This window comes from Cupriavidus sp. UME77 (assembly GCF_014170355.1).
GTDB classification, from domain to species: Bacteria; Pseudomonadota; Gammaproteobacteria; order Burkholderiales; family Burkholderiaceae; genus Cupriavidus; species Cupriavidus basilensis.
The window spans coordinates 1-24,350 of record NZ_LZZU01000043.1; the positions used below are offsets into that span (position 1 = coordinate 1).

The 24,350-nt window shown below is 65.2% G+C and carries 25 protein-coding genes; 14 read left to right on the forward strand and 11 right to left on the reverse strand.

What is annotated here, in order from left to right; translation table 11 throughout:
- From A9975_RS15160 to A9975_RS15180, 5 genes are all read right to left on the reverse strand, one after another.
- Positions 1-852, reverse strand: an 852-nt coding sequence (locus tag A9975_RS15160; protein WP_183033509.1) for a DUF4410 domain-containing protein, incomplete at its 3' end; no start/stop codon positions are given.
- Positions 853-1,076: 224 nt separating this feature from the next.
- Positions 1,077-2,468, reverse strand: coding sequence for an ATP-binding protein (locus A9975_RS15165; protein WP_183033847.1), 1,392 nt, complete (start codon positions 2,466-2,468; stop codon positions 1,077-1,079).
- The gene (locus A9975_RS15170) at positions 2,468-3,181 is read right to left on the reverse strand and encodes a response regulator (RefSeq protein ID WP_183033510.1); all 714 of its coding nucleotides are present in this window, start codon (positions 3,179-3,181) and stop codon (positions 2,468-2,470) included. The genes A9975_RS15165 and A9975_RS15170 overlap by 1 nt, the downstream gene beginning before the upstream one ends.
- Positions 3,182-3,227: 46 nt before the next feature.
- Complete coding sequence (locus A9975_RS15175; protein ID WP_183033511.1) at positions 3,228-3,521, reverse strand: EF-hand domain-containing protein; 294 nt, start codon at positions 3,519-3,521, stop codon at positions 3,228-3,230.
- Between the two features lie 79 nt (positions 3,522-3,600).
- Positions 3,601-4,521: a hypothetical protein gene (locus A9975_RS15180; RefSeq protein WP_183033512.1), complete on the reverse strand. Its 921-nt coding sequence runs from the start codon at positions 4,519-4,521 to the stop codon at positions 3,601-3,603.
- A 264-nt stretch (positions 4,522-4,785) separates the two neighbouring features.
- On the opposite strand from A9975_RS15180, the gene A9975_RS15185 reads away from it, so the two are divergent.
- Positions 4,786-5,706 (forward strand): sterol desaturase family protein, encoded by a 921-nt coding sequence (locus A9975_RS15185; protein ID WP_183033513.1) that lies wholly within the window; start codon positions 4,786-4,788, stop codon positions 5,704-5,706.
- Here A9975_RS15185 and A9975_RS15190 read toward each other — a convergent pair.
- Positions 5,696-6,709: a serine hydrolase gene (locus tag A9975_RS15190; RefSeq protein WP_183033514.1), complete on the reverse strand. Its 1,014-nt coding sequence runs from the start codon at positions 6,707-6,709 to the stop codon at positions 5,696-5,698. The genes A9975_RS15185 and A9975_RS15190 overlap by 11 nt on opposite strands.
- A gap of 34 nt (positions 6,710-6,743) precedes the next feature.
- A complete protein-coding gene (locus A9975_RS15195; protein WP_183033515.1) occupies positions 6,744-8,306 on the reverse strand; it encodes a tetratricopeptide repeat protein in 1,563 nt (520 codons plus the stop codon).
- Positions 8,307-8,487: 181 nt separating this feature from the next.
- Between A9975_RS15195 and A9975_RS15200 the strand changes: the two genes are divergently transcribed.
- The 9 genes from A9975_RS15200 to A9975_RS15240 all read left to right on the forward strand — a co-directional run bounded on the left by A9975_RS15200 (position 8,488) and on the right by A9975_RS15240 (position 16,322).
- A complete protein-coding gene (locus A9975_RS15200; RefSeq protein WP_183033516.1) occupies positions 8,488-9,543 on the forward strand; it encodes a substrate-binding domain-containing protein in 1,056 nt (351 codons plus the stop codon).
- A 209-nt stretch (positions 9,544-9,752) separates the two neighbouring features.
- Entirely contained in the window at positions 9,753-10,556 is an 804-nt protein-coding gene (locus A9975_RS15205; RefSeq protein ID WP_183033517.1) for a transporter substrate-binding domain-containing protein, read from the forward strand.
- 55 nt (positions 10,557-10,611) lie between these two features.
- Positions 10,612-11,370, forward strand: a complete 759-nt coding sequence (locus tag A9975_RS15210; RefSeq protein WP_183033518.1) for an amino acid ABC transporter permease — start codon at positions 10,612-10,614, stop codon at positions 11,368-11,370.
- Positions 11,367-12,017, forward strand: coding sequence for an amino acid ABC transporter permease (locus tag A9975_RS15215; RefSeq protein ID WP_183033519.1), 651 nt, complete (start codon positions 11,367-11,369; stop codon positions 12,015-12,017). Before A9975_RS15210 ends, A9975_RS15215 begins: the two co-directional genes overlap by 4 nt.
- Positions 12,004-12,738, forward strand: coding sequence for an amino acid ABC transporter ATP-binding protein (locus tag A9975_RS15220; protein WP_183033520.1), 735 nt, complete (start codon positions 12,004-12,006; stop codon positions 12,736-12,738). Before A9975_RS15215 ends, A9975_RS15220 begins: the two co-directional genes overlap by 14 nt.
- Positions 12,735-13,523 (forward strand): sugar phosphate isomerase/epimerase, encoded by a 789-nt coding sequence (locus A9975_RS15225; protein WP_183033521.1) that lies wholly within the window; start codon positions 12,735-12,737, stop codon positions 13,521-13,523. Before A9975_RS15220 ends, A9975_RS15225 begins: the two co-directional genes overlap by 4 nt.
- Positions 13,520-14,464: a sugar kinase gene (locus A9975_RS15230; RefSeq protein ID WP_183033522.1), complete on the forward strand. Its 945-nt coding sequence runs from the start codon at positions 13,520-13,522 to the stop codon at positions 14,462-14,464. The genes A9975_RS15225 and A9975_RS15230 overlap by 4 nt, the downstream gene beginning before the upstream one ends.
- Before the next feature lie 20 nt (positions 14,465-14,484).
- A complete protein-coding gene (locus A9975_RS15235; protein ID WP_183033523.1) occupies positions 14,485-15,462 on the forward strand; it encodes a D-glycerate dehydrogenase in 978 nt (325 codons plus the stop codon).
- Positions 15,463-15,506: 44 nt separating this feature from the next.
- Entirely contained in the window at positions 15,507-16,322 is an 816-nt protein-coding gene (locus A9975_RS15240) for a shikimate dehydrogenase (protein WP_183033524.1), read from the forward strand.
- Positions 16,323-16,728: 406 nt separating this feature from the next.
- On the opposite strand, the gene A9975_RS15245 is transcribed toward A9975_RS15240, so the two are convergent.
- On the reverse strand, positions 16,729-16,881 hold the full coding sequence (locus A9975_RS15245; RefSeq protein ID WP_183033525.1) for a hypothetical protein: 153 nt from the start codon (positions 16,879-16,881) through the stop codon (positions 16,729-16,731).
- A 216-nt stretch (positions 16,882-17,097) separates the two neighbouring features.
- On the opposite strand from A9975_RS15245, the gene A9975_RS38560 reads away from it, so the two are divergent.
- A complete protein-coding gene (locus tag A9975_RS38560) occupies positions 17,098-17,364 on the forward strand; it encodes a DUF6228 family protein (protein ID WP_220810777.1) in 267 nt (88 codons plus the stop codon).
- Positions 17,365-17,604: 240 nt separating this feature from the next.
- Here A9975_RS38560 and A9975_RS15250 read toward each other — a convergent pair whose 3' ends face one another.
- The 3 genes from A9975_RS15250 to A9975_RS15260 all read right to left on the reverse strand — a co-directional run bounded on the left by A9975_RS15250 (position 17,605) and on the right by A9975_RS15260 (position 20,864).
- The gene (locus A9975_RS15250) at positions 17,605-18,087 is read right to left on the reverse strand and encodes a GNAT family N-acetyltransferase (RefSeq protein ID WP_183033526.1); all 483 of its coding nucleotides are present in this window, start codon (positions 18,085-18,087) and stop codon (positions 17,605-17,607) included.
- 511 nt (positions 18,088-18,598) lie between these two features.
- Complete coding sequence (locus A9975_RS15255; RefSeq protein WP_183033527.1) at positions 18,599-19,597, reverse strand: hypothetical protein; 999 nt, start codon at positions 19,595-19,597, stop codon at positions 18,599-18,601.
- A gap of 358 nt (positions 19,598-19,955) precedes the next feature.
- The gene (locus A9975_RS15260; RefSeq protein WP_255503246.1) at positions 19,956-20,864 is read right to left on the reverse strand and encodes a LysR family transcriptional regulator; all 909 of its coding nucleotides are present in this window, start codon (positions 20,862-20,864) and stop codon (positions 19,956-19,958) included.
- A 174-nt stretch (positions 20,865-21,038) separates the two neighbouring features.
- Here A9975_RS15260 and A9975_RS15265 point away from each other — a divergent pair, with 174 nt between their 5' ends.
- The 3 genes from A9975_RS15265 (at position 21,039) to A9975_RS15275 (ending at position 24,309) form a co-directional block, all read left to right on the forward strand.
- A complete protein-coding gene (locus A9975_RS15265) occupies positions 21,039-22,028 on the forward strand; it encodes an SLAC1 anion channel family protein (protein ID WP_183033528.1) in 990 nt (329 codons plus the stop codon).
- Positions 22,029-22,041: 13 nt separating this feature from the next.
- Positions 22,042-22,605 (forward strand): G/U mismatch-specific DNA glycosylase, encoded by a 564-nt coding sequence (gene mug, locus A9975_RS15270; protein WP_183033529.1) that lies wholly within the window; start codon positions 22,042-22,044, stop codon positions 22,603-22,605.
- Positions 22,606-22,887: 282 nt separating this feature from the next.
- Positions 22,888-24,309, forward strand: a complete 1,422-nt coding sequence (locus A9975_RS15275) for a carotenoid oxygenase family protein (protein WP_183033530.1) — start codon at positions 22,888-22,890, stop codon at positions 24,307-24,309.
- Positions 24,310-24,350 lie beyond the last annotated feature (41 nt).

The following is a 24,350-nucleotide window of genomic DNA, read 5'->3' on the forward strand; positions in this document are numbered from 1 at the left end:
CTCGGACACGCCATGCACGCCCGCGCCGGCCGTGGCGGACATCGCGAGATGGCCCGCGGCGGCGCCGACGCCGGCGGTTTCAGCCACGCCCGGCATGTGGCCGCTGTTGGCCTCGGCCGCGAAGCTCTGCAGCGGCATGGGCGCACCGTCCGCCGGCTTGTACAGGATCTGGACCGACGCGCCGACCTCGCTCTTGACCCCGGACACGCCATGCACGCCCGCGCCGGCCGTGGCGGACATCGCGAGATGGCCCGCGGCGGCGCCGACGCCGGCGGTTTCAGCCACGCCCGGCATGTGGCCGCTGTTGGCCTCGGCCGCGAAGCTCTGCAGCGGCATGGGCGCACCGTCCGCCGGCTTGTACAGGATCTGGACCGACGCGCCGACCTCGCTCTTGCCTGCGCCAAGGCCGATCAGCAAGCGGCGCCGACGCTTGCCCTCGTCGATCTTCTGGATGCTTCCCTCGACGATCAGCGCATTGCTGTGCGCGGGCGCGGGGCCGTCCGCGCGTACCGCGTGCAGTCCCTGGGACTGCAGCTGGCGCACGATCTCATTGGACACCTGCTCGCTGGCTTCGCGCGCCGCCTGGCTCTGCTCGCTGGCGGCGGAACCGCCGGCGGCCATCGTCTTGAGCTTCTGAGCCATGCCGCTGTCCAGTTTCACCTGATCCGGGCTGGCATCGAAGGCCTGCACATAGATGATGTCCGCCTGCACTTGTGCCGGCGGCATGGCGCTGGCCTGAGTCACGCCGGTGACGCCCCAGGCGCAGCCCGCCATCAAGAGCGATCCTGCCGCCAATGCCGTCATCGCCAGACGCGTGGCGTTGTGCCTTAGGAGTGAGTATGAATTCCGCATGTTGTTCCTGTCATCGGCTCCATCGTGCCGCCAATTGCTGCCGATTGCCGAAAAATTGCCGAGAAGATGTCACCGACAATCATTCGATCCACAGGATCAGAAACCATCGGAGATCACGCCTGCTTGCGAGCGGCTCATCTGCTATCGGTGTGAGCCGCAACCCGCAGACGCAAGTATGGGAGGAACCGGCTGCACGCGCCATGCAGGAAATATGTCGCGCGATGTCACCCTTGCGCCGGGCCCGTGCGTACGGAATGCGCGGCTTCGCCTGAGGCCGGTGGCCGGTGCAGCGGCAACGCCACAACCGCTTCCAGCCCCCCGCCCTCGCGGGCGCGGAACTGCAAGGAGCCGCCGTGCAGGCGCGCAATGCGCTCCACGATCGCCAGGCCAAGGCCGGTGCCGCCCGAATGGCCGCGCGCGTTGCCCCCGCGGCTAAAGGGCGCCTTGAGCTGCTCCAGCTCCTGCGCGCTGATGCCGCTGCCCCGGTCGCACACGGCGGCGTAGACCGTATTGCCTTCGGCCCAGGTGCGCACGAACAAGCCGCTTCGTCCGTAGACGACCGCGTTGTGCATCAGGTTCATCAGCAGCCGCATCAGGGCCACCGGCTGGAACGAAAGCGCCGGCACGGTGCCGAGCGAAAGCCCGAACTCGTGCCCAAGCCCGGCATAATCCGCGGCGAGCTGGCTAACGAGCGCATTGAGGTCGCCAGGCTGTGGCACCTCGCGTTCGCCACTGCCCGCGTAGTCCATGAACTGCTGGAGGATCGTGTCGATCTGATCGAGATAGCCCTCCGCCGATGCCACGAACTGATCGGCGGCGCCGCGCGGCATTGCCATGGCCATCGCCAAACGCAGCTTGGTGAGCGGCGTGCGGATGTCGTGCGACACGCCGGCCAGCATCAGCGCGCGTGTCGCCTCCGCCTGCTGCAATGCCTGCGTCATCTGGTTGAACGCGCTGCTCACCTGGGCGATTTCCGTCGGCCCGCTGGTGGGCAGAGGCACGGGGGCTTCGCCGGCGCTGACGTGGCGTGCCGCGCGCGCCAGATCTTGCAGCGGACGGTTGATGTGCAGCTGGATCAGGTAGCCCGTGAGCGCCGCGAGCAACGCGAAGGCCGCAGACAACGCCAGCGCGGTGGTGACGCCGCTCGCCTGCGCATCTTCGGTCATCGGCAAGGCGATCCATAGGGGCGCGCCATCCACGTGTACGCGAATCCATAGCTCCTCCCCTTCCCCCTCCCTCTCGCCTTTCCCCGTCTGCCATCGCACCGCCATGTCCGGCGGCAGGTAGCGCTGCAATGCCTCCATGAAGACGTCGCGCTGGTAGGTACGAAAGACGTGGAGCGGACTGGCATGCGGCGCCTCTACGCCTTGCTCCGGCGGCTGCGCCCGCGCCCCGAGCCGTGCGGCCGCCGCGCGGCCCTGCTCGGGCGGCATGGCGGCAAAGACGCGGTCGAGCGTCTTCACGTAGTCGGAAAAGATGATCGCCGCACGTTCGATGTGCGGGCGCTGCACGAAATGCAGCAACACGGTGAGCGAGCTGACCTGGGTCAGCGCCACGAGCGCCACCAGCAGGGCGATGTTGCGCGCGAGCAGCGAACGGGGCAGCGCGAGCCGCATCACGGCCCGACGCCAGCGACCAGCATATAGCCAACGCCCCACACGGTCTTGATGAAACGGGGCTTGGATGGATCGTCTTCGACGATCTGGCGCAGCCGCAGGATCTGTACGTCGATGCTACGGTCAAGGGCGTCATGGTCGCGGCCGCGGGCGCGCGCCAGCAGGTTCTCGCGGCTCACCGGGCGGTTTGGCGACGACCCGAGCGCGTGCAGCAGCAGCATCTGCGCGGAGTGCACTTCGACCGGCTCGCCGCCGCGCTGCAGCATCTGCTTGCCGACATCGAATGCGAAATCGCCGAAGTGCAAGGTCTGCGAGGTCACGGTCGGATCTCCAGCCGCCATCTTCTGCCGGCGCAGCAGCGCGCGGATCCGTGCCACCAGTTCGTCCGGGAGGAATGGCTTGGCGAGATAGTCGTCGGCGCCGGTCTCAAGCCCCACCACCCTGTCGACCGGATCGCCCTTGGCGGTCAGCATCAGGATGGGCAGCGTCTGCCCTTCGGCGCGCAGCCGCCGGCAAATGGCCAGGCCATCTTCCGGTTCCATCATCAGGTCCAGCACGAGCAAGTCGTACGGCTCGCGCTGCAGGTAGCGGTCAAGCCGCTTGCCATCGGCGACCGCGCGCACCTGGAAGCCGTGCCCGGTCAGGAACCGTTGCAGCATGTTGCGCAGCTCGGCCTCATCATCGAGCACGATAATCCTGTTCACCTGCTCCATGGCGCGTCTCCGGCAAGGACCGCGAATCCCCTGAGACCCGCGGTGATCAGCGGGCCATTGCCTTCTGTCTCATGAACCCCTCGATCTGCGCCAGCGTGACGTATCCGGCCTGCTGCGTGTCGATCTCGTCGAAATGGCTGGCGACCATCGGCATGCCCGCCACCGCTTGCTCCCGGGTCAGCTTGCCGTCACGCGTCGTGTTGGCATTGGCAAAGCGCATCTGCAATTGCTGCATCGCACGCTCCACCCGCGCGCTGCCGGCCGCTGGTGGCGCGACGCTCTGCGCGGATGCGCCTGCGGAAACAATACACAAAATCAAAACCGCAATCATCTGCTTCATGGTGTTCTCCGTGGTGTAGCCGACATTCGATGCCGGCGGCGGTAATCGATCCGCATCGATCAGGTAGGGCTGATGACTGTCAGGCCCAGTGCGCAGGCACCCAGACGCGGCCGACCCAATGTCCGGGCACCATGACCGCCGCACGCGGCGCCCGTGCCACGTAGACGGCACGCGGCGTCATATACACGACCCGCGGCGGGGGCGGCGGCGCAACCACCACCACCTTGGGCGCCGGCGGGGCGACGTAGACTGCCTTCGGGGGCTGCGCGGGCGGCAGGTAGACCGGCGCGGGCTGTACGTAGGCCACCGGAGGCGGCGGCACATAGGCCACTGGCGCGGGCGTGACGACCACCCGCGCGGTGCCAACCGCCACGGTGGCGCCTACGGTGGTCACCGTGCCGCCATGCACCACCGTCGTGCCGCCGCCCGTCGTCACGACACCCGGCGCCACGCGCGTCGCGGTGCCCGAATGGTTGACGGTGCCGCCGTCCGCGCCGGTCACCGTCCCCGAACGGGCGCACGTCGCGCCGGCGCAAGTGGTCGATGCCGCGTGGCTGACTGTGTTGCCGTTCGAGCCGGTGATCGTGCCCGACGATGAATACTGGCCCGGCGCATCACGCGTCACGCTGCCCGCCGTGGAGGCAGTCTGGCCGTTTGACCCGGTGAGGTTGCCCGTGTGCGAGCAGGTGCCGCCGGCGCAACTGGTGTCGCCAGCGTGCTGTACCGAGCGGCCGTTGGGCCCGGTCGCCGTGCCCGAGTTGGAGAACTGCCCCGGCGCGGTACGGGTCACCGTGCCGGTATTGGTCGCGATCCCGCCATAGGGGCCGGCGACGCCACCAGCGTGCGAACAGCTTGCGCCTGCGCAGGAACCGGCATGCGCGCCGTTGTAGACGCCGTGCGGCGTGTAGGCCGTGCCGTGGCCCGACCAGCCGGCGAAGGCCGGGGTGCTGGCGAGGAGGATCAGCGAGGCGGCCGCTGTGACAACGTGATGGAGTTTCATGGGATGTCCTTCGGGTTCGGGTTCGGGTCAGGTCACGCACTGCGGCCTGGCAACGGGACGAACTATAGGACGAGGGCGCGAAACATTCGCCATGGAAAACATGTCGCGGTGTTACACCGGCCGGGCAGGCGGATCGGCTGACATCGGGCGACATATTTTCCGTCTGGTTCTGGCGGCGGCCGCCCACTACAGTGGCCTCACCCGACGCGACGGCGGTCACTGCCGCAGACGACGCGTCCCACCGCAACCTGTTCCGCGCCCATCATGCACACCACTGGAAACATCGCGCTCTATGTCGCGTCAGCCACGTCGTTCATCGTCGCCGTCTCGCTCATCGAGGCGTTCGTGCTGACCCGAAAGCTGCGCAACAGCGCCGCGCCATTCGACTGGAATGAAACATGGCTGTCGCTGGCCGACCTGGTCGGCGGCAAGCTGTTCGCGCTGCTGCCGCTCTCGCTGGCAACGCCGATCTTTGCCTTCGCCTGGGATCATCGCCTCTTTACCGTCACGATCAACAGCGCGCTGATGGCCCTGCTGCTGTTTGTCGGCCAGGAGTTCTGCTACTACTGGTATCACCGCGCGTCGCACCGTATCCGCTTTTTCTGGGCCACGCATGCGGTCCATCACTCGCCGAACCAGTTGACGCTGTCGTCGGCCTACCGGCTTGGCTGGACCAGCAAGCTGAGCGGCTCGGCGATGTTCTTCGCGCCGCTCGTCTGGCTTGGCGTGCGCCCTGAGGTCGTGCTCGCCACGCTGATGTTCAACCTGCTGTATCAGTTCTGGCTGCACAACACGTGGATGCCCAAGCTCGGCTGGCTCGAATACGTGTTCAACACGCCGTCGGCACATCGCGTGCACCACGCGTCGAATGCCGATTACCTGGATGCCAACTACGGCGGCGTGCTGATCGTGTTCGATCGCCTGTTCGGCACCTACGTCGAGGAACGCGCCGACGAACCGTGCCGTTACGGCCTGGTAACGCCGACGCGTACGCGCAACCCGCTCGTCAATCAGTTCGAGCACTGGGTCAGCCTCGCGCGGGATATCGCGTCGGCCGGCAATGCATGGACCGCCATCCGTTACGTGATGCTGCCGCCCGGCTGGCGCGCCGATGGCACTGGCGAGACCACGGAGAACCTGCGCCGGCGCCACTGCGCCGAGCCACGGCCTGCGTCTACTCGCTGACCCCTTGCGCTAGCCAGCGAACCGCAGGGTGTTCACCGGGCAGCGCCGCGCGGGTGGCATCCTCCATCAGCCGCAAGCCTGTGTTGCAGTTGGTGAGCAGCACGACGCCCGCGCGCTGCTCGGTGCTGCCCATCACGAATGCCCTCACGCCTTGCATCTTGCCCCACTGGAAAAACGTGCCCCGGCTGGGCTCGACGCCCCAACCCAGCCCCCAGCCGATGTCCGGCTCCGTGACAGCCGGCGCGCCATCGAGGTAGACGATTTCTCCTTTTGGCACCATGACGCTAGCCGTCAGCCATTGTTGCCAGGTCGAGGCACTGAGCCCGTCGCCCCGGAGCACGGCGGCAACAAAAGCGCCGTAGTCGCCGGCCGTGGTCTGCAGTGAATAGGAGGCGCTCGCCGCGGGCGGGCGATGCAAGTCGAGCCGCTGCGCCGCCTCATGCGGGTTGGCCACATTCGTGAGGAACCGATCCTGCCACTCCAGGCTCGATGAGCGCATCCCGAGCGGCTCGAACACCAGGCGCCGCAGGATCGCCTCCAGGGTTTCCCCTGTTTTTGCCTCCACGGCGGACTGCAGAAAAGTGAACCCCAGGCTGGAGTAGCTGAACCACGCGCCAGGAGGAAAGTGCAGCCGCAGCGGATGCTTGTCGCGCAGGTTCTGCAGGCCACAGGTATGCGTGAGCACGTGGCGCATGGTGATGCGCGCCGAGGCCGCATCGTCCGGCACGATCGGCTGGGCCGGGCGCGACAGCGGCTCGTCAAGATCCAGCACGCCGGCGTCGACAAGCTGCAGCAAGGCGTACGAGACGATCGGCTTGGTGAGCGATGCCGCGCCGAACACGGTGCTGGCATCCACCGGCTCGGCGGTGTCGTGGCTCCTCACGCCGGCGGCGGCCACCTCGACCGAGTCCTCGCGCACGTGCGCCAGGCAGGCCCCGGTGACTGATTTGTCGGCCAGCAGATGCGCAAGGCGCATGTCCAGCGATGCCCTTCCATAGCCCATGTTGCCTCACTCCGCTTGACAAGGAATCAGATAATCAGGTCGTGCCCGTGAAGTCCCGGAGCGCCGTACTCACCGCCATGATGGCCGAGCGCCAGTCGTCCCTGGCTGGCTGGCGGAACAGCCGTGCGGTCGGATACCAGGGGCTGTCCGTGCGGGCAAGCTGCCAGCGCCAGTCCGGGGTGAACGGCACCAGGATCCACACCGGCTTGCCCAGTGCGCCGGCCAGGTGCGCCACCGCCGTGTCGACGCAGATCACCAGGTCGAGCTCGGCGATCAAGGCGGCGGTGTCCCAGAACGTTTCCAGCTGCGCAGACGGATCGCGCATCGCGCTCAGCGCGCGCAAGGCGTCGAGATCGGATGCCCTGACCTCCTTCTGCAGCGAGACGAACATGGCATCGGCCTCGAACAACGGGGCCAGGTCGCGCAGGGATATCGACCGCTTGCGGTCGTTGAGGTGCGTGGAGCTGCCGCTCCACACCACGCCAACACGCGGGCGGCGCGTGTCCTCGCCGAGCCAGGCTGCCCACCTGGCGCGGCGCGCGGCATCGGCGTACAGGTACGGCGTGGCCGCGGGGATGGCGGTGGTCACCTTCCAGAGCGCGTACGGCAGGCTCAGCAAGGGGCAGTGATAGTCGAACGCCGGCACCGCCTCGCGCTGGCCGATCACCGCGCTGACCCCTGGGAAATCCGCCAGCAAGGCACGCAGCGGTTCCTGCACGCGCAGCACGATCCGCGCGCCAGTGTCCGCCAGCAACGGGATGTAGCGCACGAACTGCAGCGTGTCGCCAAAGCCTTGCTCGCAATGCAGCAGCAGTGTCTTGCCGGCAAGCGGCGAGTCGCCGAGCCAGAGGTTGTCCCCAAGGCCGTGCGGCCGCTGGATCCCGATGTGCCAGCGGCATTCGTACTCTCGCCACCCGTGCTCGAACTCGCCCAGCAGCAGGTTGGTGCCGGCCCGGTTGGCGCGCGCGCCGGGATTGTTCGGGGCGATCTGGATGGCCTTCTTGAACATGCGCAGCGCTTCATCGAAGCGATGCGACTCGCCCAGCGCGACACCGAGGTTGGTGTAGGCGTCGGCGCAATCAGGCTTGAGCTCGATCGCGCGCCGGTACGCCGCCATCTCGGCATCGTACTGGTCCAGCAGGCCCAGGGCACGGCCCATGTTGTAGTGGATCTCCCAGGAGCCCGGGCTGAGGGCGGCGGCGCGCTTGAGCATTTCCAGCGCGCGCCCGTGCTCGCCCAGCGCGGACAGCGACATCGCCGCCGCGTGCAGGGACGGCAGTTGGCGCGGGGCCAGCCCGATGGCCTGTTCCAGCAGGGCAACGGCGCGCACATGATTGCCCGCAGCCTGGTGCACCAGGCCGGCGGCATGGCAGCGCTCCGGCTGGGCCGGGAGGACAGCCAGGGCGCGGTCGAAGTATCCGGCCGCGGCCGCGGGGCTTTGCTTGCGCGCGGCGATGTAGGCGAGCCCTTCCAGGGCATCGCCGTGATGCGGGTCCGCGTCGATGATTTCCTGAAGCCATTGCGCTGCCGCGTCCAGCTGGCCAGCGTCGAAGTGGCGCTGGGCGGCTTCGAGCTGCGCGGTGAAATGCTGATCCATTACCCCTTCTGCCCTTCATTTTGATAGCAAGGCGGCCATTATCGCGCAGTCGCGGCCAGATCCTCCTCCGTCCCCCCTGCGCCTCCACAAAGCGCATAATCGCCGCCCGACCCGCGGTGCTGGCAAGCCGGGGACGCACGATGCATAATCCTGAAACTGGTTTCACCGAGACCAACTTCCCATGCCACGCGCTGTGACACAAGCCAAGTCCGACCTGAAGCCCGCAGAGAAACTCACCATCCAGGACGTTGCCAACCATGCGGGCGTCTCGAAAGCAACGGTATCGCGCTACCTGAACCGGGGCGGCGAGCAGTTGTCCGCCGACGTGGAGGCACGCGTGGCCGCGGCCGTGCGCGCGCTGGGCTATAGCCCGAGTCCCATGGCGCAGGCGCTCAAGCGCGGCAAGTCGCGCCTGATCGGACTGGTGGTGGCTGACGTTTCCAATTCGTTCTCGGTGGCCGTGCTGCGTGGTGTGGAAAAGGCCTGCCGCGACGCGGGCTACATGGTGATGCTGTTCAACCTGGGCAATGACGAGCAACTGGAACGCGAAGCCATCCGCTCGCTGTCAGCCTACCGGGTCGAGGGCTTCATCCTGCACACGCTGGGCCACGACGGCGGCGCCCTTGCCGATGCCGCGCAACTGGGCAAGCCGGTCGTGCTGGTCGACCGCAAGGTCGGCGACGCGGAAGTCGACCTGGTAGCCCTGGATAACCTCTCCGCGGTCCACGAGGCTGCCGGCCACCTGCTCGAAGCCGGCTACCGGCGCCTGCTCTTCATCAGCGAGCCGATCAAGGCCATCAGCTCGCGCAACGAGCGCGCCCGGGCTTTCCAAAACTTCATCGCTGAGCATGCGGACTCGCTTGGCGGAAGCGTGTTCGAAGCCCGTACCGGTGACGACGCCGCCCTGGACGAAGCGCTGCGCGCCCTGCGCCGCGACGCCGGCGGGGCGCCGGTAGCCGTGCTGGCGGCCAATGCGGTGATCTCGCTGCGCGTGGCCGCAGCCGCGGCCAGGCTGGGTTGGCAACTGGGCACCGACCTCGGCCTGATCGGCTTCGATGATCCGGAATGGGCTGCCCTGATCGGCCCCGGCCTCAGCACCATTTCCCAGCCCACCGACGATATCGGACGCGCCGCAACCAACTGCCTGATCGAACGCCTGCAAGGCGCGCAGCTTGCGCCGCGCCAGGTCCTGTTGCCTGGCACCCTGGTCAAGCGCGGGTCGACGCGCCGCGGCTGACAGGAACCCGGCAGTGGTTCCTGGCGACGCGACGGCGTAACGAACGCCCACCCTCTCCCCCCGCGCCATCCCCCAGTTTCATCCGTAAGGGTTTCCACTGCTGGAGTTCTGAAACCGGTTTCCTATAATCCTGAAACCGGTTTCAGAACCGCACTTGCCGATCGCTGCGACGCCAGCGACGCTTTCCACAGAACGTGCAGGAGACATTGATGACTATCCAACGCTTGTTGCGCCAGATTGCGGCGCCCGTGCTCACGCTGCTGGTCCTGGCCAGCGCCTCGGCCGGCGTCCAGGCACAGACCGTCGCCGAGATCGTCAAGAGGGGCAAGGTGACCATCGGCGTGGTGACGGGCGCGCCGCCCTTCGGCACCACGGACGCCACCGGCAAGCCCGCCGGCTACGATGTCGACGTGGCCAACCTGTTGGGCAAGTACCTCGGCGTGCCGGTCGATATCGTGCCGCTCACCTCTCCCAGCCGCATTCCGGCGCTGGAAGCCGGCAAGGTCGATTTCCTCGTCGCTACCCTGGCGCCGACGCCCGAGCGGGCGCGGGCCATCATGTTCAGCTCGCCCTACAGCGCGTTCGAGCTGACCATCTTCGCGCCGGTCGCGGCCAAGTACGCCAAGCTGGCTGAGCTTGGGAAGAAGAAGGTTGGCGTGACGCGCGGCACTACGCAAGACACGGCGCTGACCCGCCTGGCGGTGCCCGGCATGAGCATCGTCCGCTTCGAGGACGACGCTACCTGCGCGCAAGCGCTGATCAGCAACCAGGTCGAAGCCATTGCCCTGCCCAGCACCACCGGCAACGAGATCATGAAGGCACGCGGCGCCGGCAAGTTCGATGCCAAGTTCGCGTTCTCGGTGCAACCGAACTCGATGGCCGTGCGCAAGGACGCCTTCGAGCTGCGCCAATGGCTCAACACCACCATCTCCTACGTCAAGCTCAATGGCGAACTCGACGCCATTGCGCAGAAGTGGACCGGCAAGGCGCTGCCCGCGCTGCAAACGTTCTGACCCCGGCACGTCCGACGTTGCGCGCGGGCGTCAGCCCGCGCGCCAGGAGACCCGCATGAACTATCAATTTGAATGGAGCCCGGTGCTGTCGCAGCTGGACCGCTTTGCGGACGGCGCGGCCATGACGCTGGCGCTCAGCTTTGGCTCGATCCTGCTTGGCACGCTGGTCGGTACCGCCGGCGCCATCGCGTCAGCGTTTGGCGGCCCCTGGCTCCAGCGCGCCGCCAGGGTATATGTCGAGGCGATCCGCAACACGCCCTTCCTGATCCAGCTCTTCATCATCTTCTTCGGCTTGCCTACCATCGGCCTGCAGATCGATGCCATCACCGCCGCGGTGATTGCCATGACGGTCAACCTCGGTGCCTACTCGACCGAGATCATCCGGGCCGGCTTGCAGGCGGTTCACCGCTCGCAGCTCGAAGCCGCCGCCGCGCTGGGCATGACGCGCTGGCAGTTGATCCGCCACGTCGCCCTGGTGCCGGCCTTCGAGAAGGTCTATCCGGCGCTGACCAGCCAGTTCACGCTGATGATGCTGACTTCGAGCGTGGTATCGGCGATCTCGGTGGAAGAGCTGACGGCGGTCGCCAGCCAGATCGATTCGCAGACCTTCCGCACCTTCGAGAGCTACATCCTCGTCATGTTCATCTACATCGGGCTGGCACTGCTCTTGCGCGCCATGTTTGCCCTGATCGGCAATCTGGTGTTCAGGCGGCGCCGCGTGGTGGCGCGCGCCAGGAAGGCCGCGCGCACTGCCCGCGTTGCGCCCCTGGCGCACGCGGCGCTGACGCCGGCCGTTGCAGGGAGCGCGAAATGATCACCGAGTTCTCCTGGAATCATCTTGAAATCCTGCTCCTGGCAGCACGCTGGACGCTGTGGGTGACCTTGCTGGCCTTCGTCGGCGGCACGCTGGCCGGCTTCCTGGTCGCGCTGGCGCGAACCTCCAGAAGCGCCCTGCTGCGCCTCGCCAGCACGGTCTATATCCAGATCGTGCAAGGCACGCCGGTGCTGATCGTGCTGTTCCTGAGCTACTACGGCCTCTCCGTGCTCGGGCTCAAGCTGTCGCCGATGGTGGCGGCCATGCTGGCGATGTCGATCTACGCCAGCGCGTATCTTGGCGAGATCTGGCGGGGCTGCATCGAGGCCGTGCCGCAAGGGCAGTGGGAGGCCAGCGAGGCGCTCGCCCTCACCCGCTGGCAGCAACTGCGCCATGTCGTGCTGCCGCAGGCCGTGCGGCTGGCCCTGCCGCCCACGGTGGGCTTCTCGGTCCAGCTGGTCAAGAACACCTCGATCACTTCCATCATCGGCGTCATCGAACTCACCCGCGCCGGCCAGTTGATCAACAACGCGACCTTCCAGCCCTTCGCGGTCTTCGTCGTCGTCGCACTTATCTACTTCGCGCTTTGCTTCCCGCTTTCTTCGGCAGCCAGGCGCATGGAAAGGAGGCTCCATGCCCATCGTTGAAGCACAAGGCGTGCACAAATCCTATGGCCCCGTCGAAGTCCTGAAGGGCGTGTCGTTTGCCATCGAGCCGGGCCAGGTGGTCGCCATCATCGGCCGCAGCGGCTCCGGCAAGAGCACCATGCTGCGCTGCCTGAACGGCCTGGAAACCATCAATGCCGGCAATATCACGGTCGCCGGGCACAAGCTGGATCACGACAGGAAGCGGCTGCTCGACCTGCGCCGCGACGTAGGCATGGTGTTCCAGAGCTACAACCTCTTTCCGCACCTGACGGTGGGCGAGAACATTGCGCTGGCGCCTTCCATCGTCAAGAAGATGTCCTCGGACAAGATCGATGGCATCGTCGACCAGGTGCTGGCCCAGGTCGGCTTGCTGGACAAGAAGGACTGCTACCCCGAGCAGCTCTCGGGCGGCCAGCAGCAGCGCGTGGCCATTGCACGTTCGCTGGCGATGGAACCCAAGGTGATGCTGTTCGACGAAGTCACCTCCGCGCTCGATCCGGAGTTGACGGCGGAGGTGCTGCGCGTCATGGAGAACCTGGCCGCTTCCGGCATGACCATGGTGCTGGTGACGCATGAGATGGAGTTCGCGCGCCGCATGGCGCATACCACCATCTTCATGCACCAGGGCGAGGTGCATGAGGCGGGCCCGTCAAAGGCACTGTTCGCGCAGCCACGGACCCCGGAACTGCAGCAATTCCTCAGCGCGGGAGCCCTGAAATGACCCGGCGGCAACAAGATGGTGCGTTCCAGCCGCCGGTGCTGATCTCGCTCACGGCCTATGGCGCCGACCTCGCCCAACGCGACGGGCAAGCGGCCCTGGCGCGGATTGCCGCGGCGGCAGGTGCGGACGGCGTGGAATACCGCGGCGAACTCCAGCGCGGACACAAGGATGAAGTCAGGGAACAGCGCGAGGTCGCCGAGCAGCACGGGCTAAGCGTGGTCTGGTCTGGCCCCGAAGGCCTCTGGAGCGAAAGCGGCAGCCTCGACCTCGCCGCGCTCGACCGCGCCTTCACGACCGCGTTGGCGCTTGGTGCCGGCCGGGTCAAGATGTCGCTGGGTGGCTATCGCGAAGGCACTGCGCTTGAAGGATTGCTCCCGTGGCTGCGGCACGGCGGCATCGAGCTAGTCGTGGAAAACGACCAGACCCCCAGCGCCGGCACCGTACCCCCGCTGCGCGACTTCTTCGCGCGTGCCACGGCCCTCGGCAAGACAGTGCCGATGACCTTCGATATGGGCAACTGGCACTGGACGGGCGAAGATCCCCTCGACGCCGCGCAGGCCTTCGCCTCCCAGGTGGGCTATGTGCACTGCAAAGGCGTGCTGCGCACGCCCACCAAGTGGGTTGCGGTGCCGCTGGACCAATCGGCTGCGCCATGGCGCAGCGTATTGCGCCGCCTGCCCGCCGGCGTTGCGCGCGCCATCGAGTTTCCGCTGCAAGGCGAAGACCTGGTGCAGGTCACGCGCAACCATGTCGAACTGCTGCGTTCGGTGGAGATCCCCGCATGAGCCCCGATCTGGATGTGGTGACGCTGGGCGAGGCCATGCTGATGCTGGTGGCCGGTGAAGCCGGGCCGCTTGAAGGCGTGCAGACCTTCCACAAGCGCACCGCCGGCGCCGAGACCAATGTGGCCATCGGCCTGTCGCGCCTGGGCTTGAAGGTCGGCTGGGCCAGCCGCCTGGGCGATGATTCGATGGCGCGCTACCTGCTCGGTGAGATGCGGCGCGAAGGCGTGGATTGCAGCCAGGTGGTGTGCGAGCGCGGCGAGCGCACTGGCTTCCAGTTCAAGGGACGGGTCGACGACGGCAGCGATCCACCCGTGGAATATCACCGCCGTGGCTCGGCCGCAAGCCGCATGAACCCGGGCCATCTCAACGACGAGTGGCTGCGGCGCTCACGGCACCTGCACGTCACCGGCGTGTTCCCCGCGCTGGCCGAAGGCACGCAGGCCGCCACGCGCCAGGCCATCGCCACCATGCGCGCTGCCGGCCGCACGATCTCGTTCGATCCCAATCTGCGCCCCGCGTTGTGGGCCACGCCCGAGTTGATGCGCGAGACACTGAACGACCTGGCCCAACAGTGCGACTGGGTGCTGCCCGGCATCGAGGAAGGCCGCTTCCTGACCGGCCATGCCGAACCCGAACGCATCGCCGCCTTTTACCGTGGGCGCGGCGCCAGGCTGGTGGTGGTGAAGCTGGGCGCTGAAGGCGCCTACTTCGATGGCGAAGCCGGCACCGGCCATGTCCCGGCGTTCAGCGTCGAGCGGGTCGTCGACACCGTCGGCGCAGGGGACGGCTTTGCCGTGGGCGTCATCAGCGCGCTGCTGGAAGGCCGGCCGGTGGCCGACGCCGTCCGGCGCGGCGCATGGATCGGCGCGCGGGCGGTGCAGGTGCGCGGCGATACCGAAGGCCTGCCGACCCATGCCCTGCTGGCGGCCAGCAACCTGTGAAGTCACAGCAAGGATTTGCGATGCGCAAGAATGTACTGGTGTTCCGTCCCATTCCGCCCGACCTGCTCGCCCGGATCGAATCGGAGCATGACGTGATCGTCGCCGACCCGCGCCAGCCGGCGCAACGGCCGGCCTTTCGCGCCGCGCTGGCAAACGCGCACGGCCTGATCGGCTCCAGCGTCAAGCTAGGCGCGGCCGAACTGGCGGAAGCCCGCCAACTGGAAGTGATCTCGAGCATTTCGGTGGGGGTCGACAACTACGACCTCGCCTGCCTGCGCCAGCGCGGCATTGCGCTCTGCCATACGCCCGGCGTACTCACCGAGACCACCGCCGACACGGTCTTCGCGCTCATCATGGCAGCCAGCCGCCGCCTGGTCGAGCTCGCCGCCCATGTGCGCGAGGGCCGCTGGGCCGCCAATATCGGTGAAAGCCTGTTCGGCTGGGACGTGCACGGCAAGACGCTGGCGATCCTCGGTTTCGGGCGTATCGGCCAGGCGGTGGCGCGCCGCGCGGCGCTTGGCTTCGGCATGGAGGTGCTCTACGTCAACGAGACTGCGGCCGAACCGCCCGATCTCGTGGGGAGCGCCACCCGTACGGAACTCGACGACGCCTTGCGGCGCGCCGATATCGTCGCCGTCACGCTGCCGCTGACCGACACCACGCGCGGCTTGATGGGGCAGCGCGAGTTCGCGCTGATGAAACCGGGGGCCATCTTTGTCAACGGCGCCCGCGGCCAGATCGTGCAGGAAGACGCGCTGCTCGCGGCGCTCGACAGCGGCCACCTGCGCGCCGCCGGGCTCGATGTCTTTGCCACCGAACCGCTGCCGCAGGATTCGCCGCTGCGCTGCCATCCGAGGGTGACAGCCCTGCCCCACATCGGCTCAGCCACGCATGAAACCCGCCGCGCCATGGCGGAACTGGCCACGCGCAACCTGCTGGACGCGCTGGCCGGCCGGCCACCCGCCGCGCGCTTCGACCTGACAATCATGGCCGCTTAGGCCTGCCGGACCGCCACCCGATTTCCCCGCAAGGACCATCCGCAATGCCCCGTTCCATTCCCACGCTGTGCGGCTCGATCATGGGCGAGCCCTTCACCTTCAATGTGCGCATCCACAACGCAGCCTACCGGGCCCTGGAGATCGACTACACCTTCGTCTGCTTCGGCGTGCAGGACGTGCCCGGCGCCGTGCAATCGATCCGGGCGCTGGGCGTGCGCGGCATGAATGTGTCGATGCCGCACAAGCAAGCCGTGATCCCTCACCTGGACCACCTCGACGAGACCGCGCGCGCCATCGGCGCGGTCAATACCATCAACAATATCGATGGCGTGCTGACCGGCTACAACACCGATTGCATCGGCGCCGTGCGTGCCTTTCAGGAGGTGACCGCGCTGCCGGGCAAGCGCATCGCGCTGCTGGGCGCGGGCGGCGCGGCGCGTGCCATGGCCTATGGACTGCGAGAGGCCGGCGCCGAGGTGACCATATTCAACCGCACCGCGGCGCGCGGCGAGGAACTGGCCGCGTCGATTGGCCTGCGCTTTGGCGGCGCGTTGCTTGACTTCCGGGCGGCAGACTTCGACATGCTCGCCAACGCGACGGCCGCCGGCTTTCGCGCACCCGATGTCAACCCCGTGGCCGGGCAGCTCGCCGCCCACCTGACCGTCATGGACGCCGCCTTTATCCCGGTCAGGAGCAAGCTGATCCGCGATGCCGCCGCGCTTGGCTGCCACACCATCGACGGCACGCGCATGATGCTGCACCAGGCCTGCGCCCAGGTCGAGTACTACACCGGCTGCGCACGCGCGCCGATCGAGGCGATGGAGGCGGCACTGCTGGAGGAGATCGCGCGCCTGTCCTAGCCGCCCGGCGCGCACAGCTTGCCTCTGACGCTCGCCGTTACGGGTAGTCAATTGCTGCGAACCGTGCGGGCTTCGCGGTAAGGAACCCGGTAGCGGAACCGTTGCCTATTCCCGCATCGGCCGTTCTGTGGAAGACGCTTTCTGCTTTTTCGGCACAAGAGGCAGCTACTGACTCGGTAGCGAGAGTATTGTGCGCCCGTACATGTCTTGACCGGTCAGCTTGCTCGCCTCTCTCAGCAGATATTCAAGCGCGTCATATTCACGACCATAGTCCATCTTCCGTACCGCCAGGTCCATGCAAGTCCGTCTTAGTTCTGCGGTCAAAATGCGCAACGCGAGAGCCACTTCGTGGTCGGAGGGAGAATTCTCCAATGCCCTACGGCCGATAGAATAGGCGTCGTCATATTCAGCCGCCTGAACCTTCTCTCGTATCCTGTCTGATGTTCCGCTCACGTTTGACTTCACCTTTGTCGATGCGAAACCAGCGATTTTCGTCGATCTCGACGGCGATGTCGAACGACCGCTTCTGGCAGGCGTCCTGCGTGAGCCCGGTCGTCATTGGCTCGTCCCGTAAGGGACCTTCGGATTTGCCGAGAGCAGTCGTTCAACATGCTAGGCTGGCGGACCTTCGAGCTGATTCTGCACTTAAACGATATGGTCGAAATCAAGTCTTGCGAAACCTGTGCAACACTAGCCTTCACCGTCCAAAGCCGGGACCAGGACGAAATTCGGTTTCTAGCAAGAATAGCGGGGACGCCCTTCATAGGCGAAGTCGTTGCGTCTACGTATCATAACGGCCCCCCCTACCACTCTATTCGATGATATGGCTAGATGCTGGACCGGATGGCATGGCCAGAAAAGCTGGGAGGCGATTGACGGCGAGTTGTCTTTGATCGCGACGATGACATCCTTGGGCAAGGTAACTCTGGTCGTGAAAATGAGCGTAGACGATGGCGATTACACTGCCGCAGCCGTCCTGAACCTTGAAGCAGGTAGCCTCGATCGCATCGCTGACGACGTTCGCTCCTTGTTTTCGGCTTGACGGCCTGAAGACCTGCGTCGATATCCCAGAAGGTGTCTTTCGGTTGCTACCTGAGAGCCCGTAGGGTAAAGCCGACCTCCGAATGTTCGTCCGAGGGCGAGAGCGAGCGGTTGCATCTGCAACTAAACCCGGAAGTTCGTCGCCGGCTGGCGCTCGATCGCCCCGACTCTGCTCCGAGCTTCCGCACGCGTCGCGGGTTCAACCGTCCAATCCACCAGTTGAATCCCCAACCCAAGCGAGTCATTCGGAAGTAGCCAACGCAAGCTTCTTCACCATGGGCATGCAGGCCAGCCGAAGTCCCGAGGGGGATTGATAGATAGACGGCTCATCACCGACGAAACCACAACGCCGGTAAAAGGCGGCGGCGTTCAACGTGGCCTCGATATTGATCTCGGTTAACTCGGCCTGGCGCGCCAGGCATTCGAGGTGGGTCACCATTTTCATGCCCACGCCGCGCTGCATGAAGTCGGGGTGGACAAAGATTGCCCCCAACTCTCTCTTTTCGAGGTCGAGCATGCCTGTGGCGACGGGATTCCCCTGGATGCAGACCAGATGAAAATGATTTTCCACCAGGTCTCTATACCACTCCATGAGCGGTACGGCCGTCCACGCGTGGACCTGCTCCGGGGTATAGGCGGCGCCGCATTGATCTTGTATCGCCAGACGGCGAATATCGAATGCCGCCTGGGCATCGCTTCGCCTGGCTCGTCGAATCTCCAGCATTTCCATTCTCCGTTCAAAGCCATCAGTGACGGAGAACGAAAAAGCCCCGTCATTGTTGGCGGGGCTTCGAGTTATACGCTGAATCCTGGACGCGTACGACTTCATGGCCCGCCGAAGGCGGTCATGGAGAAGCACATCATGTTCATCTGGCGTATGTGGGGCATCCCCGGATAATGGTGGACGCTATGCGGATTGTCAATGTCAGGGTCCGCTCCTGTTGAAGAACGAGGCGGATTGCCTCATTCGCCAACATAGAACCTTGTGACCGGCCTCTCCCTGACCGCCGCCGTATGGCCGTAGCCCTTACCGCGCGAGCGGTTTAGTCCTTCGACCCATTGCAGCCGGTCAGGTTGCTCCGAAGCAGACACTCCGCAGCGTTGCTCGTGCTGGTAGGCATTGGCGTCTTTAGCATCACGCCATTATGAACAAAGGCCACCCTGTACCAGGGTGACCTTTGTCAACAATCTGAATGGCCAGCTCGTGCTGGCCATTTTCCTTACATCTCACTCTGTTACTTCACGCTGGTCAGTTCCTGCGTGTAAGTCCTCAGGTAAGTCGGATCCGAGAAGCTGGTCGGATAACCATAGGTATCTTGCCACTTCACAATACGACCCAGCTCCGTCGACCACCATGTCTTGATGGTTTCGTTATAGGTCGTGAAGCCAGCCGGATCGTTCGAGTTGGCGTACGAGATCACATAGCTGATACGCAGTGCATTGAACGTACCGGCGGCCGTCGTCACCGACTCGATACCTTCCACATTGCCCACCACGCTGGCGTCTTCATGATAACCGGGTACGCCGCCCACCAGGCAAGCGTATTGCCACGTGCTGTTCCACGTCTTGCCCACATACAGCGGGAAATTGTACAGGCCACGCTTGGGCGTATACGTGCAGACGTTGTTGGTCGCCGGGTAGGTCTGGGTCAGACGATTGCGGTCGCCATCTTGCGTGTAGTTGCGGAAAGCCGAGTTGTCGGCCAGATTCACGGCATTGATGGTGAACACGCCGTTGTTGACGGCCGAAGTCGTGTATGCAATGTTTCTGACGTTGCTGGTGCCACCGATCGTTACCGAGGTTTCCTTGAACGTCGTTACCTCGCCGACCGTTGGCGCAATTGCCGAATAACGCGTCGATGCGGCAATCGCCAGCTTCAGCGTAAATACCTTGTTGGGATTGCTGGCGAGTGCGGCCGTCAGAACGATGCTGTCACCGTCTGGGCTGATCAGGTTGCCTGACCATACCGTGTCCGTCAGCGTCTGGTTGGTAACCGTCGTCTTGGTGCTGGTAATCACGGCTTGCCACTTGACCGGCTCGGTCGCCTGCAGCGTGACGAAGTCGCCCGACTTGATGTTGATGGATGCGGTCTGGCCTGCACCGACGCTCGTCGCTTGCGGAGCGCTGCCCGTAGCATTGATGCTCAGCGAGCTGCCAGCACCGTCGTCACCGCCGCCGCCGCCGCAGGCGGCAAGAGACCCTGCCAGCAGGAGGCTGGCAAAAAACTTACTCATCGTTTTCATTATTTCCCTTCAATCTTATTGTTAATTTTTAGTGCGATAGATTTTCTGACTCGAAATCTAAAGCATCGCAATTCTAGCTCTTTATGCAATAAGTCCGGGAAAATCGATAACCCAACTATTGGGGGGGGGCTGGGGAGATGCAAATGGCTACCTCGATTCCCGCGGCCCACCCAAGACGTTCGCCCGCCTCGCACATCGAGACACACGCCTTACGGCTAGCTGGAACGCAATCATTTGTCTTTGAGCGCGAGTGCCTGCTTTTGAGCCGGGACGGGACCTCTGCCCGCTGCAACCCAGTCGTCTCTTCCCGACCCACTTGCTACGCGCTAGCATCCTCGGCCTGCAAACGTCAGACCTCGGCCTCCACCACCCGAGCCTTCAGGCGCGGCGCGGCGAAATCGAGAAAAGCGCGCAATTTCAGCGGCAGGATGCCCTGTCCGGTGTGAACGAGGCTGATGGGCCACGGCGGCGGCTCGAACGGTGCGAGCACGATCTTGAGCGCGCCGGCGCGCAACGCGCTCGCCATCTGATAGGACACCACGCGCGTGATCCCGACGCCGGCCACCGCCGCATCGACCGCGGCTTCGGCGGTGCTGACGGCAAGCCGCGAGCGGACGGGCACCGCGATCTCCGACTTGCCCGACATGAAGGTCCAAACCTGCCTGGAGGCCATCCGTTCGAACGTGATGCATGCATGCGCGGTGAGATCAAGGGGGCTTGTCGGCATGCCGTGCTCGGCGAAGTAGGCCGGGCTTGCGCACACCACCCGGCGCACTGTGCCAATCCGTGCCGCGACGAAACTACTGTCGGGCAGTTCGGCAACCCGCAAGGCGACATCGACGTGCGCTTCAAGAAGCGGCACCACGCGGTCTGTCAGCACCATCCGCACATCGATGTCCGGATAGGTCTTGAGGAACTCCGCGACCACGGGCAAAACGTGCAGGCGCCCGAAGACGAGCGGTGCAGTGATGGCGATCTCGCCTTTGGGCGCCGCATACTCCCCCGACGCCGCACGCTCCGCCTCCCCCACTTCCTCCAGAATGCGCCGGCATGCGGCGACATACGCTTGCCCGGCTTCGGTGAGGGAAAGCTGTCGGGTGGAGCGATGCAGGAGTCGGGTTTTCAGGTGTAGCTCGAGGTCTCCGACCTTGCGGCTCACCGTTGCAAGCGGAATCTTGAGTTGGCGCGCCGCAGCAGAAAAACTGCCGGCTTCGACCACAGCCACCAGGATCGACATGGATTCGAAGCGATCAGCCATGTTCTCAGTTTCTGGGAGGATGATTCCCAATAATGGCAGATTATCTTGACCGGTGGAAGAGCATATTATCGGCCGCACCTCCCCGGCAAACGAGGCGGCGAACGATTTGAGGCTTCTCGATTGGCAGCTCTGGGCCGCCACGTCTCAGGTCCCCCAAAATCTGGAGAATGTGCTGTGTCAACGCTTTCGAGTCCCCATCCGCAGTCCTTGCGAATCACCGCTTCCATCAGAAATTTGCCCGTTAACCTGTTTGCGTCGGTCATGGGCATTGCCGGCCTGTCCATTGCATGGCGCCAGGCCAGCCACGAGTTTGGGGTAAGTCCGCTGATCTCAGATGCAGCCGGCATCCTCGCCCTGGTGGTGTTCGTCGTGCTGGGCGTGGGCTATCTCGTCAAGGCAGTCAAACATCCTGAGGCGGTGCTCGCCGAGTACCGGCATCCCGTCGCCGGCAATTTCTTCGGCACGATCACGATCGCCATCCTGCTGCTTTCCTCGGTCGTTGCGCCAATGAGCCAGACACTCTCAGAAGTCATGTGGACGGTGGGTACCGTTTTCACGCTTGCGCTCTGCTTTGCGATTGCGGGCCGTCTGCTGCGGGGAAAGATCGACGCTGCGCACGCGGTTCCCGCCTGGTTCATCCCGGGTGTGGCCACCTTGGATATCGTCGTTGCCGGCGGAACCATGCCGATGCCGTGGGCGCATGAAGTCAACCTGTTCGCGCTGGCCGTGGGAACGATGATTGCCCTCTTGTTCTTTACGATGATCATGTCGCGAATGATTCACCACGAGCCGCTGCCCGCCAGCATGGTCCCTTCGCTGCTGATCCTGATGGCGCCGTTCGAAGTGGGCTTTCTTGCGTACACCAACTTTACGCAGCAGGTCGACACCTTCTCCGGGTTGCTGTTCTACTTCGGCCTTTTCGTCTTCCTCACACTGGCGCCCAAGGTGTTTCGCAGGGGAATGCCGTTCGCTTCGGGTTGGTGGGCAATCAGCTTTCCAATGGCGGCGCTGGCGATTGCGTCGCTGAAATATGCGATGTTCGTCCAGGCCTGGCCCGTGAAGGCGATTGCCATCATCCTGCTCGCCATGCTGACGCTCGCGATTGTGGTTCTCTTTGTCAAAACGCTGCACATTCTCCTTAACGGTAAGCTGCTCGGCGGTTGAAACGGCGAACGAGATGACCGAAGTTCAGGACCCGCGTGTATTCTCCGACCCCACAGACAGCGCACCATCGCCACCGCTACCGGACGTGATATCGGAAGGTTTGGCAGTCGTCTTTTGTGGAATCAATCCCGGCAGGAAAGCGGCGGCAACCGGCCACCACTTTGAGGGAAATGGCAACCGCTTCTGGCGAGTCTTGCATCTGGCGGGTTTCACGCCAGCGCTGATGCGCCCCGAAGATGACCGGGACCTGCTCGCCCATCGGTGCGGATTGACAACTGCCGTTGGCCGGCCTACGGCGCGGGCCGACCAGCTTTCACCGCACGAATTCCATGCATCGACTTCGGCGTTGCTGGGGAAAATCGAACTACATCGCCCCACCTGTATCGCCTTCCTGGGGAAGGCCGCATACGCGGCGATTTCAGGTCAGCGGCACGTGTTGTGGGGACGCCAGAACGCTATGTTCGGTGGGTCGGCAGTGTGGCTCCTTCCAAATCCGAGCGGTTTGAACCGCTCGTTCAGCCTCGATGACCTCGTTGGGGCTTATAGAGCGTTGTACCTCGCGTACGCCTCTCTATAGGCCTGGTTTGCGCAATAGACCGCAAACCACAGCGCGTCGGAAAGTGTCGGGATCGCGGTGGCCGTCTCGCCCCCTTGCTCCCTGGCTCCCTGGCTCCCTGGCTCCCCAACCCGCGACCCCCGCGGGTCGCCATCTGCCGTCCCCCTCCACTCGCGTAAAACCTCCTTGCAGCGTCATGATTCGCCTGCTAGAGTCCACAACTGATCACTGCATAGTTAAAAAAGAATCGATCGCGCCGCCTGGCGGGCGCGACGCAAAACCAACCGATCGGAGACAGCACCCATGGCCATCGCCTTCCCCACCGACGAGCCCTATTTGTCCGGCTACTTCGCGCCGCTGCACGCCGAGTGCGACGCGCCCAACCTGCCGGTCACCGGCGAAGTGCCCGCCGGGTTGCACGGCACCTATTACCGCAACGGGCCGAATCCGCAGTTCGCGCCGCGCGGCAAATATCATTGGTTCTCGGGCGATGGCATGCTGCACGCGTTTCACTTCGAGAAGGGCCGCGTGTCCTACCGCAACCGCTGGATCCGCACGCCGAAATGGGTCATGGAAAACGAGAACGGCGAAGGCTTGTCGGGCTCGCTGGCAAGCCGGCATCTGACGGACCCCAGGCTGATTGAGCTGAACTCCACCGTGGCCAATACCAACGTGGTCTGGCATGGCGCTCGCCTGCTGGCGCTGGAAGAAGCGCATATGCCGTTCGAAGTGGACCCGGTATCGCTGGCGCCGCGCGGCTACCAGACCTTCGATGGGAAATTCTCCGGGCCCATGACCGCGCACCCCAAGATCGATCCGGTCAACGGCGAGATGGTCTTCTTCGGCTACGGGGCCCGCGGCCCGTTCACGCCGGACCTGATGCTGCATGTGGCAGACAGCCAGGGCAAGCTGCTGCGCTCCGTGCATATCGTGGCGCCGTTCCCGAGCATGGTGCATGACTTCGTGGTGACGCGCACCCACATCCTGTTTCCCATCTTCCCGCTGACGGGGTCGATGGAGCGCGCCACCAACGGCCAGCCGGCCTATGCGTGGGAGCCGGACAAAGGCACGCACATCGGCATCCTGCCGCGCGACGGCACCGCGGCGGACGTGCGCTGGTTCACCGGCGATCCGTGCTACGTTTTCCATCCGATGAACGCCTTCGACACGCCGCACGGCGGCATCGTCTGCGACATGATGAAGTACGACGTGCCACCGCTGTTCCCCGGCCCGGACGGACGCCCGCTCTCCAACGGCGCACCCGTGGCCAGCCTGGTGCGCTGGACTTTCGACCTGGCGGGGAAATCCGGCACGTATCGCGAGCAGCCGCTATGCGATACGCCGGGCGAGTTTCCGCGCCTGGACGAGCGCTTTGCCATGCTGCCCTACCGGCACGGCTACTACTGCAGCGGCGACATCTCCGCCTCCGCAAAGGGCGACAGCCTGCGCAGCGGCCTGGCGCATATCGACCTGGCCTCCGGGCAGGTCGCGCAGTACCAGCCGCCGGCCGGCGACAAATGCGGCGAACCCGTGTTTGTCCCGCGCCATGCGGATGCCGACGAGGGCGACGGCTGGCTGCTGTCCGTGATCTGGCGCGCCGCGGAAAACCGCAGCGATATGGCCATCTTCAACGCGCAGGCGCTGGCGGCGGGGCCGGTGGCGCTGGTGCACCTGTCGCATCGCGTGCCCGCCGGCTTCCACGGCAACTGGCGTCCCGCCGACTGAGGCGCACGCGTGCCGCGATGCACGCGGCGCAAGGTGCTGGT

Bases quoted from the DNA above. Each gene is read 5' to 3' on its own strand.
- A9975_RS15210 (WP_183033518.1), top strand. From the start codon at position 10,612: ATGAACTATCAATTTGAATGGAGCCCGGTGCTGTCGCAGCTGGACCGC.
- A9975_RS15240 (WP_183033524.1), top strand. From the start codon at position 15,507: ATGCCCCGTTCCATTCCCACGCTGTGCGGCTCGATCATGGGCGAGCCC.
- A9975_RS15235 (WP_183033523.1), top strand. From the start codon at position 14,485: ATGCGCAAGAATGTACTGGTGTTCCGTCCCATTCCGCCCGACCTGCTC.
- A9975_RS15255 (WP_183033527.1), bottom strand. From the start codon at position 19,597: ATGAGTAAGTTTTTTGCCAGCCTCCTGCTGGCAGGGTCTCTTGCCGCC.
- A9975_RS15250 (WP_183033526.1), bottom strand. From the start codon at position 18,087: ATGCTGGAGATTCGACGAGCCAGGCGAAGCGATGCCCAGGCGGCATTC.
- A9975_RS15190 (WP_183033514.1), bottom strand. From the start codon at position 6,709: ATGGGCTATGGAAGGGCATCGCTGGACATGCGCCTTGCGCATCTGCTG.
- A9975_RS15275 (WP_183033530.1), top strand. From the start codon at position 22,888: ATGGCCATCGCCTTCCCCACCGACGAGCCCTATTTGTCCGGCTACTTC.
- A9975_RS15230 (WP_183033522.1), top strand. From the start codon at position 13,520: ATGAGCCCCGATCTGGATGTGGTGACGCTGGGCGAGGCCATGCTGATG.
- A9975_RS15225 (WP_183033521.1), top strand. From the start codon at position 12,735: ATGACCCGGCGGCAACAAGATGGTGCGTTCCAGCCGCCGGTGCTGATC.
- A9975_RS15175 (WP_183033511.1), bottom strand. From the start codon at position 3,521: ATGAAGCAGATGATTGCGGTTTTGATTTTGTGTATTGTTTCCGCAGGC.
- A9975_RS15220 (WP_183033520.1), top strand. From the start codon at position 12,004: ATGCCCATCGTTGAAGCACAAGGCGTGCACAAATCCTATGGCCCCGTC.
- A9975_RS15180 (WP_183033512.1), bottom strand. From the start codon at position 4,521: ATGAAACTCCATCACGTTGTCACAGCGGCCGCCTCGCTGATCCTCCTC.
- A9975_RS15200 (WP_183033516.1), top strand. From the start codon at position 8,488: ATGCCACGCGCTGTGACACAAGCCAAGTCCGACCTGAAGCCCGCAGAG.
- A9975_RS15260 (WP_255503246.1), bottom strand. From the start codon at position 20,864: ATGGCTGATCGCTTCGAATCCATGTCGATCCTGGTGGCTGTGGTCGAA.
- A9975_RS15215 (WP_183033519.1), top strand. From the start codon at position 11,367: ATGATCACCGAGTTCTCCTGGAATCATCTTGAAATCCTGCTCCTGGCA.
- A9975_RS15185 (WP_183033513.1), top strand. From the start codon at position 4,786: ATGCACACCACTGGAAACATCGCGCTCTATGTCGCGTCAGCCACGTCG.
- A9975_RS15195 (WP_183033515.1), bottom strand. From the start codon at position 8,306: ATGGATCAGCATTTCACCGCGCAGCTCGAAGCCGCCCAGCGCCACTTC.
- A9975_RS15170 (WP_183033510.1), bottom strand. From the start codon at position 3,181: ATGGAGCAGGTGAACAGGATTATCGTGCTCGATGATGAGGCCGAGCTG.
- A9975_RS15165 (WP_183033847.1), bottom strand. From the start codon at position 2,468: ATGCGGCTCGCGCTGCCCCGTTCGCTGCTCGCGCGCAACATCGCCCTG.
- mug (WP_183033529.1), top strand. From the start codon at position 22,042: ATGACCGAAGTTCAGGACCCGCGTGTATTCTCCGACCCCACAGACAGC.
- A9975_RS15245 (WP_183033525.1), bottom strand. From the start codon at position 16,881: ATGACGACCGGGCTCACGCAGGACGCCTGCCAGAAGCGGTCGTTCGAC.
- A9975_RS15205 (WP_183033517.1), top strand. From the start codon at position 9,753: ATGACTATCCAACGCTTGTTGCGCCAGATTGCGGCGCCCGTGCTCACG.